The organism is Lysobacter sp. A378 (assembly GCF_054052125.1).
The window spans coordinates 937,101-950,652 of record NZ_JBSVRK010000002.1; the positions used below are offsets into that span (position 1 = coordinate 937,101).

Annotated in this window: 8 protein-coding genes; 2 read left to right on the top strand and 6 right to left on the bottom strand. The window is 66.0% G+C overall.

The features are described 5' to 3' along the window. The first annotated feature begins 314 nt into the window (after window positions 1-314). Together ACW7G1_RS10150 and ACW7G1_RS10155 are read left to right on the top strand one after the other, a co-directional pair. Window positions 315-1,739 carry a Y-family DNA polymerase gene (locus ACW7G1_RS10150; RefSeq protein WP_456979604.1) on the top strand — a complete coding sequence of 475 codons (1,425 nt, stop codon included), beginning with the start codon at window positions 315-317 and terminating at the stop codon, window positions 1,737-1,739. A 163-nt stretch (window positions 1,740-1,902) separates the two neighbouring features. Next, entirely contained in the window at window positions 1,903-5,184 is a 3,282-nt protein-coding gene (locus ACW7G1_RS10155; RefSeq protein ID WP_456979605.1) for an error-prone DNA polymerase, read from the top strand. A 144-nt stretch (window positions 5,185-5,328) separates the two neighbouring features. On the opposite strand, the gene pnp is transcribed toward ACW7G1_RS10155, so the two are convergent. The 6 genes from pnp to nusA all read right to left on the bottom strand — a co-directional run bounded on the left by pnp (window position 5,329) and on the right by nusA (window position 13,551). After that, complete coding sequence (gene pnp, locus ACW7G1_RS10160; protein WP_456979606.1) at window positions 5,329-7,437, bottom strand: polyribonucleotide nucleotidyltransferase; 2,109 nt, start codon at window positions 7,435-7,437, stop codon at window positions 5,329-5,331. A 137-nt stretch (window positions 7,438-7,574) separates the two neighbouring features. Continuing rightward, window positions 7,575-7,835: a 30S ribosomal protein S15 gene (gene rpsO, locus ACW7G1_RS10165; protein WP_456961709.1), complete on the bottom strand. Its 261-nt coding sequence runs from the start codon at window positions 7,833-7,835 to the stop codon at window positions 7,575-7,577. A gap of 188 nt (window positions 7,836-8,023) precedes the next feature. Then, complete coding sequence (gene truB / locus ACW7G1_RS10170) at window positions 8,024-8,962, bottom strand: tRNA pseudouridine(55) synthase TruB (RefSeq protein WP_456979607.1); 939 nt, start codon at window positions 8,960-8,962, stop codon at window positions 8,024-8,026. Between the two features lie 32 nt (window positions 8,963-8,994). Next, window positions 8,995-9,360 (bottom strand): 30S ribosome-binding factor RbfA, encoded by a 366-nt coding sequence (rbfA, locus tag ACW7G1_RS10175; protein WP_456961711.1) that lies wholly within the window; start codon window positions 9,358-9,360, stop codon window positions 8,995-8,997. 4 nt (window positions 9,361-9,364) lie between these two features. After that, complete coding sequence (gene infB, locus ACW7G1_RS10180; RefSeq protein ID WP_456979608.1) at window positions 9,365-11,941, bottom strand: translation initiation factor IF-2; 2,577 nt, start codon at window positions 11,939-11,941, stop codon at window positions 9,365-9,367. Between the two features lie 122 nt (window positions 11,942-12,063). Then, window positions 12,064-13,551, bottom strand: a complete 1,488-nt coding sequence (gene nusA, locus ACW7G1_RS10185; protein ID WP_456961713.1) for a transcription termination factor NusA — start codon at window positions 13,549-13,551, stop codon at window positions 12,064-12,066. Window position 13,552 lies beyond the last annotated feature (1 nt).

Genomic DNA, 13,552 nt, shown 5'->3' on the forward strand with positions numbered 1-13,552 from the left:
CAAGCACGGCTTTATCCGTCCGGTCGCCATCGAAAATCGGACAGGGGGCGGCCGGTGGGGGTATTGCGCAGAAGCCGGCCAAGGATGGCCGGCGGCCCGCCTCAGGGCAGGGTGAGTGCAGGCCTGCTTGCGCGGCACTGCCGCGCGGCTTGCGCGAACGCCCGGCGCGCTGCGCCGGGCCGGACCGCGGAGCGGACCTGACGAAGGGCCGGAGCAATATCCCCGCCGGCCGCCCCCTGCCCGACCAAGCCATGCCGGCCCCCATTCCCTTCCGCCCCCGCGCCCTCCCGACGCAGGCGCAGTGAGCAAGGCCGATGCTCTGGGCCTGCATCCTCCTGCCGCAACTGGCGCTCGACGGCGTCCTGCGCCGCCACCCCGACCCCGACACCCCGCTGGTATTGGTGACCGGGCCGGCGCAACGCCGCGTGCTGCGCGCAGTCAACGCCGCGGCGAAAACCGCCGGTCTGCGCGCCGGCCAATCGTTGGGCGCGGCGCAAGCACTCTGCAGCCGATTCACCGCCGCCGAGCATGATCCGGCCGAGGTCGAGCGCTGGCATGACTTCCTGGCCGCCTGGGCGTACCGCTACAGCTCGCTGGTCAACCGCACCATGCCCTCGGCGCTGCTGCTGGAGGTCGAAGCCAGCTTCAAGCTGTTCGGCCCGTGGCCACGGTTCGAGACCCAGCTGCGCGCGGACCTGACCGAACTCGGCTTCCGCCACCGCATCACCCTGGCGCCCAATCCGTACGCCGCCCGCGCACTGGCCAACGTGCACGACGGCCTGGCGATTGCCCACGACATGCCGCTGCACAACGCGCTGGGCCAGTTGCCGGTCGAACGCAGTGGACTGGCCCCGGAAGTGGCGACCAGCCTCGCCCGCATGGGCCTGCGCAAGCTGCGGCAAGTCCTCGCCCTGCCCCGCGCCGCGCTCGGCAAACGGGTCGGCAAGGAGGCACTGGCGCACCTGGACCGGCTGACCGGCGCGCTGCCGACGCCGTTGCGCTACTACCAGCCACCGGACTCGTTCACTTCACGGATCGAGCTCAACTACGACGTCGAATCCAGCCAGGCGCTGCTGTTCCCGCTGCGCCGGCTGACCGGCGACCTGGCCGCCTACCTCGCCGGTCGCGACGGCGGCGTGCAGCATTTCACCCTGGTGCTGGAACACGAACGCTGCGCCGACAGCGAGCTGGTGGTTGGCCTGCTCGCGCCCGAGCGCAACCCGGCGATGCTGTTTGAACTGGCCCGCAGCCGGCTCGAGCAGATGCGGGTGCCCGCCCCGGTACGTGGCTTGCAACTGGTTGCATCCGAGCTGCCGCCGTTCGTGCCCGCCGGCCGGGATCTGTTTGACACCCGGCCGCAGCAGGCGGTGCCGTGGGAGCAACTGCGCGAACGCCTGCGTGCGCGCCTCGGCGACGAGGCGGTGCATGGCCTTGGCATGCGCGCCGACCACCGCCCGGAACGCTCATGGCAGGCCGAGTCGGCACGCGTGATTGATGCCCCCACCACGCCACGCCCCGGTTGGCTGCTGCCGAAACCACTACCGCTGCGAGACCGCCATGTCCGCATCGTCGCCGGCCCCGAGCGGATCGAGACTGGCTGGTGGAATGGCGACGTGCGCCGTGATTACTACCAGGTCGAGACCAGCCACGGCCAGCGCGCCTGGGCGTTCCGGCAGGCCGGCGATGCCGCCAGTGACGGACGCGCCGATGGCTTCATGCTGCACGGGTGGTTCGGATGAGAGCGACTCCGTCATCCTCACGAAGGCGGGGATCCATTCTTTCCACGTCATCCCCGCGAACGCGGGGATCCAGTGCCTCGGTTGCCGGCAGGGCCAACGTCGCTGGGTTCCCGCCTTCGCGGGAACGACGGGGAGCGCGGGAACGACGGGGGTCCGCACGCACATGATCCCCTTACCTGCCTACGCCGAACTGCACTGTCTGTCCGCCTTCAGCTTCCAGCGCGGCGCCTCGACCGCGCCCGAGCTGTTCGAGCGCGCCAAACAGCAGGGCTACACCGCGCTGGCGATCACCGACGAGTGCACGCTGGCCGGCATCGTGCGTGCGCTGGAAGCTTCCGAACGGTTCGGCGTGAAGCTGATCGTCGGCAGCGAAATGCAGATCGAGGACGGTCCCAAATTGGTGCTGCTGGTCGAGAACGCCACCGGTTACACCGCGCTGTGCCGCCTGATCACCCGCGCCCGCCGCCGCGCGCGCAAGGGCGAGTATCGATTGCTGCGCGAGGACTTCGTCGACACCGACGGCCTGCTTGCGCTCTGGCTGCCCGGCGAGCAGCCCGACAAGGCGCACGTAGACTGGATAAAGACCACCTTCCACGACCGCGCCTGGCTCGCGGTCGAGCTGCACCGCGGCCCTGACGACGAGACGCGGTCAACGCAGCTAAGGCAAGCCGGCGCCCGCCTCGGCCTGCCGCTGGTCGCAGCCGGCGACGTCCACATGCACGTGCGCGGCCGTCGCGCGTTGCAGGACACGATGACCGCGATCCGTCACCACGTCACCGTCGCCGAAGCCGGCCACCGCCTGTTCCCGAACGGCGAACGTCATTTGCGCAGCCGTCGCGCGCTGGCCGCAATCTACGGACCCGACGATCAAGCCGACCTGCTCGCCGAAACCCTGCACATCGCCGATCGCTGCCGTTTCAGCCTGCGCAACGACCTGCAATACCAGTACCCGCACGAACTCGTCCCGTCCAGCCACGACGCCAGCAGTTGGTTGCGCCACCTGGTCGAGCAAGGTGCGCGCTGGCGCTGGCCCGACGGTGTGGACGACAAGGCCCGCGCATTGATCGACAAGGAACTCGCCCTCGTCGCCGAGAAGCGCTACGAGTCCTACTTCCTGACCGTGCACGACATCGTCCGCTTTGCCCGTTCGCAGGGCATCCTCTGCCAGGGTCGCGGGTCGGCCGCCAACTCGGTGATCTGCTACACGCTGGGCGTGACCGAGATCGATCCCGTCCGCATGAACATGTTGTTCGAGCGTTTCCTGTCGAAGGAGCGCGACGAACCGCCGGACATCGACATCGACTTCGAGCACGAGCGCCGCGAGGAAGTCCTGCAATACGTGTTCAACCGCTACGGTCGCGAACGCGCCGCACTGACCGCGGTAGCCACCCAGTACCGCGGCCGCGGCGCGGTGCGCGATGTCGGCCGCGCGCTCGGCCTGCCGACCGACGTGGTCGGCGAGCTGGCATCGACGATGGACCGCTGGGGCGGCCACGCACCCCTCGCCGAGCATCTGCGCGAACGCGGCTTCGACCCTGACTCACCGGTGCTGCGCCAGGTAATCGCATTGACCGCCGAGTTGATCGGCATGCCCCGCCACCTGTCGCAGCATCCCGGCGGCTTCGTGATCTCCGAGTACCCCTTGCACACCTTGGTGCCGGTGGAGAACGCGGCGATGGACGACCGCACCGTGATCCAGTGGGACAAGGATGACCTCGACGAGATCGGGCTGATGAAGGTCGACTGCCTGGCGCTGGGCATGCTGACCGCGGTGCGCAAGACCCTCGACCTGCTGCGCGACACCGGCCGCCGCGACATCGCCGCGCTGGCCGACATCCCGGCCGAAGACCCGCAGACCTACGAGATGATCAGCCGCGCCGACACCATCGGCGTGTTCCAGATCGAATCGCGCGCGCAAATGGCGATGCTTCCGCGACTGCGCCCGAAGACGTTCTACGACCTGGTGATCCAGGTCGCGATCGTCCGCCCCGGCCCGATCCAGGGCGACATGGTCAACCCCTACCTGCTGCGCCGCACCGGCCAGGAACCGGTCGAATACCCCTCCGCAAAGCTGAAAGCCGTGCTGGAACGCACCCTCGGCGTGCCGCTGTTCCAGGAACAGGTGATGCAGATCGCGATGGCCGCGGCCGACTACACTCCTGGTGAAGCCGACCAGCTACGCCGCTCGATGGCGGCCTGGAAGCGCCGCGGCGGACTGGAGCCCCACCGCGAGCGCTTGATGACCGGCATGCTTCGCAACGGCTACAGCCGCGAGTACGCCGAGCGTATCTTCGAGCAGATCAAGGGCTTCGGCGACTACGGTTTCCCCGAGTCACACGCGGCCAGCTTCGCCCTGATCGCCTACGCCAGCAGTTGGCTCAAGTGCCACGAACCGGCGGCGTTCGCCTGCGCGCTGATCAACTCCTGGCCGATGGGCTTCTACTCGCCCGACCAGTTACTGCAGGACGCTCGCCGGCACGGCATCCGCACGTTGCCAGTGGACGTGCGCCACAGCGATCGGGATTGCAGTCTGGAAGGTATCTCCAAGCCCCCGATGCCGCCATTCCCGTCACCGTCGCTCCCGACACCGTCATCCCCGGCACCGTCATTGGCACCGTCATTCCCGGCACCGTCATTCCCGCGAAAGCGGGAACCCAGCGACTTGGATACCGCGGGTCCACCAGATACGCCAAAGTCACTGGATCCCCGCTTCCGCGGGGATGACGCGCGACAACCCGCGATCCGCCTCGGCCTGCGGATGATCCGTGGCTTCCAGCCCGACGCGGCGCAACGGATCGAGGTCGCACGCAAGCAGCGTCCGTTCACCGATGTCGCCGATCTGTGCGCGCGTGCTGCGCTCGACCGCCGCACGCAATCGTTGCTCGCCGATGCCGGAGCCCTGCGCGGCCTCGCCGGTCATCGCCATCGCGCCCGTTGGGCGATCACCGGGATCGAGCCGCAGTTGCCGTTGTTCGCTGACACCCCGGCGACGCGGGAAAGCGAGACGATCGTGTTGCCGCTGCCCAGCGCCGACGAGGACATGCGCGCCGACTACGCGATGACCGGCACGACCCTTGGCCGGCATCCGCTGGCGATGATCCGCAAGCAACTGTCGGCGCGCCGCTACCGTCGTTCCGGCGAGGTCGCGGCGATGCCGCACGGCCGCCACGTCCGCATTGCCGGCCTGGTCACCCTGCGCCAGCGCCCGCAGACCGCCAGCGGCGTGATCTTCATGACCCTGGAGGACGAGGACGGCATGACCAACGTAGTGGTCTGGCGCGACCTCGCCGAACGCCAGCGCCGCGAGTTGCTGGAATCGCGACTGCTCGCGGTCGAAGGCCGGCTGGAGTGCAAGGACGGCGTGCAACACCTGGTCGCGAAACGGCTGCAGAACCTGAGCGGCCTGCTCGGCGACCTCGACACCCGCTCCCGCGATTTCCATTGACCCGATACCGGATCCGGCATGCCGGCCGAATGGCGAGAGGTATTACCGGATGCGCAGGTCCGTCTCAGCGCATAAGCAGACGCTCCACACAACGAAAAAGCGGGCCGAAGCCCGCTTTTTCATGACGATTGATGCGTGCGCGGCTTACTCGGCCGGCGTGCCCTCGCCGTCGTTGACCGCCTTCATCGACAGGCGGATACGGCCCTGTTTGTCGACTTCCAGCACCTTGACCTTGACCACGTCGCCTTCCTTGAGCACGTCGCTGACCTTCTCGACGCGATCATTGGAGATCTGCGAGACGTGCACCAGTCCGTCCTTTCCGGGGGAGATGGTGACGAACGCGCCGAAGTCCATGATCTTGGCGACCTTGCCTTCGTAGATACGGCCCGGCTCGACGTCGGAAGTGATCTGCTCGATCCGGTCCTTGGCCGCCTGACCGGCAGCCGCATTGACGGAGGCAACGGTGATCGTGCCATCGTCCTGGATGTCGATCTGGGTGCCGGTCTCCTTGGTGATCGCCTGGATCACCGAGCCGCCCTTGCCGATCACTTCGCGGATCTTGTCGGGGTGGATCTTGATCGTGATCAGGCGCGGCGCGAATTCGCTGAGCTCGCCACGCGGGGCGGTCAGTGCGCTTTCCATCTCGCCAAGGATGTGCAGGCGGCCTTGCTTGGCCTGGGCCAGCGCGGCTTTCATGATCTCTTCGGTGATGCCCTGGATCTTGATGTCCATCTGCAGGGCGGAGATGCCCTCGCTGGTACCGGCGACCTTGAAGTCCATGTCGCCGAGGTGATCCTCGTCACCCAGGATGTCGGACAACACGACGAAGTCGTTGCCTTCCTTCACCAGGCCCATCGCGATACCGGCGACCGGCGCCTTGATCGGCACGCCGGCGTCCATCAGCGCGAGCGACGAACCGCAGACCGAGGCCATCGAGGACGAGCCGTTGGACTCGGTGATCTCCGAAACCACGCGGATGGTGTACGGGAACGCTTCCATCGTCGGCATCACTGCCAGCACGCCGCGCTTGGCAAGGCGACCGTGGCCGATCTCGCGACGCTTCGGGCCCATCATGCGGCCGGCTTCACCCACCGAGTAGGGAGGGAAGTTGTAATGGAACAGGAAGTGGTCCTTGTACTCGCCGGCGACGGCGTCGATGACCTGACCATCACGCGCAGTGCCAAGGGTGACCGCAACGATGGCCTGGGTCTCGCCGCGGGTAAACAACGCCGAGCCGTGCACGCGGGGCAGGATGCCGACCCGCGAGGAAATCGGGCGCACGGTGTCCAGCGCACGGCCGTCGATACGGACCTTGCTGCTCAGCACCGAGCCCCGCATGGTGCCGTACTCGAACACGCTGAACTGCTTGGACAGGTCGGAGGCCTTCCAATCGTTGGCTTCCGCCTGCGGCGCCAGTGACGCAATCACGTCTTTCTTCAACGCCGAGATGGCGTCCTTGCGCTCCAGCTTGTCGCTGACCGCGAACGCCTGGGTCAGGCGATCGCCAATGGCGGTCTTGAGCGCATCAACCAGGGCCGGATCAGCGGCCGGTGCGGCCCAGGTCCACTTCGGCTTGCCGGCTTCGGCGACCAGCTCGTTGATCGCGTTGATCGCGACCTGCATTTCCCTGTGGCCGAACATCACCGCGCCGAGCATCACCTCTTCCGACAGCACGTCGGCTTCGGATTCAACCATCAGCACCGCGTCGGCGGTACCGGCGACGACCAGCTCCAGCTGGGAATCCTCCAGCTCGGTCTTGGTCGGATTGAGCAAATACTGGCCGTCCTTGTAACCGACCTTGGCGGCGGCAATCGGGCCATCAAACGGGGCGCCCGACAACGCCAGTGCGGCAGACGCACCCAGCAGCGCCGGGATGTCGCCGTCGATTTCCGGGTTCATCGACATCACGGTGGCAATGATCTGGACTTCGTTGCGGAAGCCGTCCGGGAACAGCGGGCGGATCGGGCGATCGATCAGACGCGAGATCAAGGTCTCTTTTTCAGTCTGACGGCCCTCACGCTTGAAGAAGCCACCCGGGATACGGCCACCGGCGTAGAACTTCTCCTGGTAGTCGACGGTCAGGGGGAAGAAATCCTGACCCTCGCGCGCAGTCTTGTTGGCGACGGCGCTGACCAGCAGCACGGTGTCCTCGATGCGAACGATCACGGCGCCGCCTGCCTGGCGCGCGATCTCACCGGTTTCCAGGGTTACCTGGTGATTGCCGTACTGAAAGGTCTTGGTAATTTTCGCCACGTTGGTTTCCTATCGGTGCTGTGCGATCCGGTCATGGCCCTTGCCTTGCCCGGTCGGTCGCCGGCTCGCGACCTGGTGGGTCTTGCGACCCCGAAAACAGTCGCGGCGCATCACTGCGCCGCGAGGGAATACTTCGATCAGCGGCGCAGACCGAGCTTCGCGATCAATGCCTTGTAACGCGTGCTGTCCTTGCGCTTCAGGTAGTCGAGCAGGCGGCGACGACGGTTGACCATCATCAGCAGGCCGCGACGGCTGTGGTGATCCTGCTTGTGCTCCTTGAAGTGGCCCTGGAGCTGCTCGATGCGACCGGTGAGCAGGGCGACCTGGACTTCCGGGGAGCCGGTGTCGTTCTCGCCGCGCTTGTTGTCTTCAATGATCTTGCTGGTGTCAATGGACATGGGTTTGCCTCGTTGATGCGCGACCCGCAGAACGCGTCCGATGCCGGGCAATGCCAGCACCGGCGCACCGCCTGGTCCGCCGCTTGTTTACAGAATTGGATGATGAAACGTGGGTTTGCTTGGGAAAGCCTGCAAATTGTAGCCCTCTGTCCCCGGGACAACAAGGCGCGTCAGCGCTTCCGTTGCAATCAGCACGCCGCCGGCGTGGCCCATGCGAACAATCGCTGCGGATGCAGCAATCCGGTCTCGTCGACTCGGCCCAGGCCCAGCACCCGGTCGTCCTGATCGTGAACCGCGACGACCACCGGGCCCGGCAGCGTGACGTCCGGGCGGACTGGCTGGCCATGGCCCAGGGATTGCGCTTGTTCCGGGTCCAGGGTGATCCGGGGATAAGCGGCCAGCCCCGCCTCGATCGGCAACAAACAGGCATCAAGAAGGTCCGCGCCCTGCCCTGCCAATGCTTCCAGCTCGGGGAGTGAATACATCCCGGGATCGGTGAACGGCTCAACCCAGAGCCGCCGCAGGACCTCCACGTGGGCACCGCACCCCAGCGATTCGCCGATCTCCCGAACCAGGCTGCGCACATAGGTTCCCGAGCCGCATTCGATCGACAGCACCAGCCGCGGCCCGTCGTGCTCCAGCAGTTCAAGGCGGTGTACCTCGACATCGCGGACTGGCGCGTCGATCGGCTCGCCACGTCGGGCCTTGGCATACAGCGGCTCACCGCCCTGCTTCAGGGCGGAATAGATGGGTGCACGTTGGCGGATGTCGCCACGCAGCGGCGCCAAAGCCGCTTCGATATCGGCGGCGTGCAATGACGGCACCGGTCGCTGTTGCAGCACCTGGCCATCGGCGTCGTCAGTGTCGGTGGTGGAACCCAGAACCGCGGTGGTCTGGTAGGCCTTGCGTGAGCCCAGCAACAACCCCGCGATCTTGGTAGCTTCGCCAAAACAGATCGGCAGCAGGCCGGTGGCGAGCGGGTCCAGGCTGCCGGCGTGGCCAGCCTTGCGGGCATGGAACAACCGGCGAACCTGTTGCAAGGCCTGGTTGGAACTCAGTCCGGCGGGCTTGTCGAGCAACAACAGCCCGTCGACCGGGCGGAAGTTGGCACGGCGACGCTTGCTCATCGATCCGATCCGCTCCGATCCATCTGGATCAATCAGGCAGGGTCTTCGGTGTCGCCCACCGGCGGATTCTCGCGCAGCAGGTTCTCGATGCGCTCACCACGATCCACCGAGTCGTCGTAATGGAAATGCAGTTCCGGCACGTGGCGCAACTGCATGGCGCGCCCGAGTCCGTAACGCAGTGGCTTGGTCAGCTCTTTCAGCCCTTCCATCGCCTCTTGCGCACGCTCTGGCTGCAATGCCGTCACGAATACCTTGGCATGCGCCAGGTCGCGGGTGACTTCAACGTCGGACACACTCACCGACGGCAGGCCATGCTCGCGAACGGCCTCGTGCACGAGGGTGCCCAGCTCACGTCGGAGCTGGGCGGAAACGCGATCGGTACGATGGAAAGTCTTCATGGCATCACAGCGTGCGCTGGACCTCGATGCGCTCGAAACATTCGATCATGTCGCCCGGCTTGACGTCGTTGTACTGCTTCACGCCGATACCGCACTCGGTGTTGACCCGGACCTCGTCGACGTTCTCCTTGAAGCGGCGCAGCGATTCCAGCTCGCCCTCGAAGATCACGACGCTGTCGCGCAGCACGCGGATCGGTTTGGTCCGCTTGACCACGCCCTCCACCACCATGCAGCCGGCGACGGCGCCGAACTTGGAGCTGCGGAACACATCGCGAACCTCGGCATTGCCGATGATTTCCTCGCGGATCTCCACACCCAGGATGCCCGAGGCAACCTGCTTCACCTGGTCGATCACGTCATAGATGATCGAGAAATAACGCAGGTCCACGCCGTTGGTCTCGATGACCTTGCGGGCGGACGCGTCGGCGCGCACGTTGAATCCGATGATGGTGGCCTTGGAGGTCGATGCCAGTTGCGCATCGGACTCGTTGATACCGCCGACGCCGGAGCCGATGACGTTGATGCGGATCTCGCTGGTGGACAGCGCGGTCAGCGCCTCGCGCAGTGCCTGCACCGAGCCTTGCACGTCGGCCTTGATGATCAGCGGCAGGCTGAGCTGGTCTCCACCCTGGCCCAGCTGGGCCATGATGTCTTCCATCCGGGTGCCACTCTGGGCAACCAGGCGCGACTCGCGACGCTGGGCGTCACGTTGGCCGGCCACATCCTTGGCCAGGCGCTCGTCCTCGACCACGACGAAATCGTCACCGGCATCGGGAACACCCGACAAGCCCAGTACCTGCACCGGAATCGAGGGGCCGGCCGAATCGACCTGGGCACCCGTCTCGTCAAACAACGCCCGCACGCGGCCGTACTGCACGCCGCAGACCAGGTAATCGCCCTTCTTCAGCGCGCCCTGCTGGACCAGCACGGTGGCCACCGGGCCGCGACCCTTGTCGAGCGCGGACTCGATCACCACACCGTTGGCGCGGCCTTCGGCGACGGCGCGAAGCTCCAGGAATTCCGCCTGCAGTGAAATCGCGTCCAGCAATCCGTCGATGTTCTGGCCGGTCTTGGCAGACAACTCGACGAACTGGGTTTCGCCACCGAATTCCTCGGCAACGACTTGTTGTTCCAGCAGCTCGTTCTTTACCCGCAACGGATCGGCGCTGGGCTTGTCGACTTTGTTGATCGCCACGATCAACGGCACGTTGGCAGCGCGGGCATGTTGCACCGCTTCGATGGTCTGGGGCTTGACACCATCATCGGCGGCCACCACCAGCACCACGATATCGGTGAGCTGCGCGCCTCGTGCACGCATCGAGGAGAACGCCGCGTGACCCGGCGTATCCAGGAAGCTGATGATGCCCTTGTCGGTCTGCACGTGGTACGCGCCGATATGCTGGGTAATGCCGCCAGCCTCGCCGGTGGCGATCTTGGTGCGACGGATCTGATCCAGCAACGAGGTCTTGCCGTGGTCGACATGGCCCATGATGGTCACTACCGGTGGACGGGCCACCTGCTCGCCATCGTTGTTTTCCACGTGCGCCAACAGGACGTTTTCAACGTCGGCTGCATCGGCGCGGACGACGTTGTGGCCAAGCTCCTCGGTCACCAGTGCCGCGGTGTCATGGTCGATGCTCTGGGTGATGGTGGCCATCACGCCCATCTTGAACAGCGCCTTGACCACCTCCCCACCCTTCAACGACATCTTCTGGGCGAGGTCGGCAACCGTGATGGTCTCGCCAATCGCAACATCGCGCACGATGGGCGCGGTCGGCTTGCTGAACCCGGTACCGCTGCGTGCCTGGTTGCCCTGGCGCCGCGGCGCCGGGCGCCCACGGGCGTTGGTGCTGCGACGCGCACGGTCGGACGCACTCAAGTGCATCTGCCCGGCGAAACGCTTGTTGCCTCCATCGTCGTCGGCGCTGGCGGGAGCGGCATTGGAACCACGCTTGTGGCGTGAAGTCCCGCGCTCGTCGCCAGCCCGCGGCGCGGCGGGCTTCGGATGGCCATGACCATGGGTCACAGCGGGCTTGGGCTCGCCCTCCACGGCTGCCGGAGCCGCGGGAGCCGCCGCCGCAGCAGCCTGCTCAAGCTTCAGTTGTGCGGCCTGCTCGGCTTCACGCTTCACCCGCTCGGCTTCGTCGGCGCGGCGCTTGTCGGCCTCTGCCAGTGCCTTTTGCTCGGCGAGGTTGCGCTGCCTGGAAGCTTCCAGCTTGCGCAGGATCTCGGCGCGCTCGTCGGTTGGCTCACCCTGCTTCTCGTCGGGGCGGATCACGGTGACCTTCTTCCGTACCACCACGTCAACCGTGGCACGGCTTTTCCCGCCTCCGACCGTAAGCTCCTGCTTGCGGCTCCGGCTGAGAGTGATCTTCTTGGCAGGGCCGCCAACGGCGAGGGGCGCATTGCCCTTGCCATGGGCGCTGCGCAGGAAGCCGAGCAGCTTGCCCTTCTCGGCACTGGTGACCGCCTGGTCAGGCCCGTCGAAGGGCATGCCAGCCTCGGCCAACTGCTCCAGCAGCTTCTCGACCGGCGTGTTCACCAGTGCGGCCAACTTGCGGATAGTGGTTTCCTGCGACATTCGGTTTCCGTGTCCTGTGGCACGGACCAATGCCCGTGCGTAATGATGCATTCTAACGGCTGGGTTTCTGGAACCCGTTCAACAACCTTTACCGTTCTACTCGGCGGCCTTGTTCGGCCGTCCTACTCAAACCAATGTTTGCGCGCTTCCATGATCAGTGCCGCGGCCCGGGCCTCGTCCACGTTTTCCAGTTCGGCCAGCTCATCGGTCGCCAGATCGGCCAGATCATCGCGCGTGACCACGCCCTGCGCCGCCAACGCGAACGCCAACTCGTCGTCCATGCCTTCCAGCGACAGCAAGTCTTCGGCCGGATGATGCTCGTCCAGTACTTCCTCGGCCGCCAATGCCTCGTTCAGCAACGCATCGCGGGCGCGGGCGCGGAGCTCCTCGACGATGTTTTCGTCGAAACCCTCCACTGCCAACAACTCCCCGACCGGGACATAGGCGATTTCCTCCACCGTGTTGAACCCCTCGCTGACCAGGATCGCGGCGATTTCCTCGTCGACCTCCAGCCGGCTCTGGAACAACTGCCGCGCGACAGCCTGCTCGGTCTCGGTCTTCTCGGTGACCTGGTCCTGGGTCATCACGTTGAGCTGCCAACCCGCCAGGCGGCTGGCCAGGCGTACGTTCTGGCCGCCCTTGCCGATCGCCTGGGCGAGACGATCCTCGGCTACCGCCAGGTCCATCGAGTGCTTGTCCTCATCAACGATAATGGACTGCACCTCAGCCGGCGCCATGGCGTTGATCACGAACTGTGCCGGGTTGTCCGACCACAGCACGATATCGACCCGCTCGCCGTTGAGCTCGTTGGTCACCGCCTGCACGCGTGAACCGCGCATGCCGATGCACGCGCCGATCGGATCGGTGCGGTTGTCATGGGCGAGTACCGCGATCTTGGCGCGATCGCCTGGATCACGCGCGCAACCCATGATCGACACCAGGCCCTGGCCGACTTCCGGAACCTCCAGCTGGAACAGCTCCATCATGAATTCCGGGGCCGCGCGGCTGATGAACAACTGCGGCCCACGTGGCTCGGGGCGCACGTCATACAGGTAGCCACGAACGCGGTCGCCGGCGCGCAGCACATCACGCGGGATACCCTTGTCCTTGGGAATGATCGCCTCGGCGTTGCCGCCAAGGTCGACATAGATATTGCCGCGCTCGACCCGCTTGACGATGCCGGTCACCAGCTCGCCGACACGATCCTTCCATGCATCGATGACCTGTGCGCGCTCGGCGTCACGCACCCGCTGCACGATGACCTGCTTCGCGGCCTGGGCTGCAATGCGGCCGAAGCCGGGGTTCTCGATCTGCTCGTCGATGTAGTCGCCAACCTCGACCCCTTCGACCTCGTCGATGGCGTCCATCAGGCGCAGCTGGCGGTCAGGCGACTCCATCACCACGTCGTCGGCAACCACCTCCATCCGGCGGAAGGTTTCGTAACTGCCGTCCTCGGGATTGATCTTGACCCGGACCAGCACGTCTTCATCGTGGTAACGCTTCTTCGCCGCAGACGCCAGTGCCGCCTCGATCGCTTCGAGGATCACCGATTCCGGCACGCCCTTTTCATGGGCTACCGCATCAACGACCAGCAACAGTTCCTTGCTCATC

What these genes read in the sequence shown, in the direction of transcription:
- ACW7G1_RS10150 (WP_456979604.1), top strand. Translation starts at nt 315, where the DNA reads ATGCTCTGGGCCTGCATCCTCCTGCCGCAACTGGCGCTCGACGGCGTC.
- ACW7G1_RS10155 (WP_456979605.1), top strand. Translation starts at nt 1,903, where the DNA reads ATGATCCCCTTACCTGCCTACGCCGAACTGCACTGTCTGTCCGCCTTC.
- rpsO (WP_456961709.1), bottom strand. Translation starts at nt 7,835, where the DNA reads ATGTCCATTGACACCAGCAAGATCATTGAAGACAACAAGCGCGGCGAG.
- truB (WP_456979607.1), bottom strand. Translation starts at nt 8,962, where the DNA reads ATGAGCAAGCGTCGCCGTGCCAACTTCCGCCCGGTCGACGGGCTGTTG.
- rbfA (WP_456961711.1), bottom strand. Translation starts at nt 9,360, where the DNA reads ATGAAGACTTTCCATCGTACCGATCGCGTTTCCGCCCAGCTCCGACGT.
- infB (WP_456979608.1), bottom strand. Translation starts at nt 11,941, where the DNA reads ATGTCGCAGGAAACCACTATCCGCAAGTTGGCCGCACTGGTGAACACG.
- nusA (WP_456961713.1), bottom strand. Translation starts at nt 13,551, where the DNA reads ATGAGCAAGGAACTGTTGCTGGTCGTTGATGCGGTAGCCCATGAAAAG.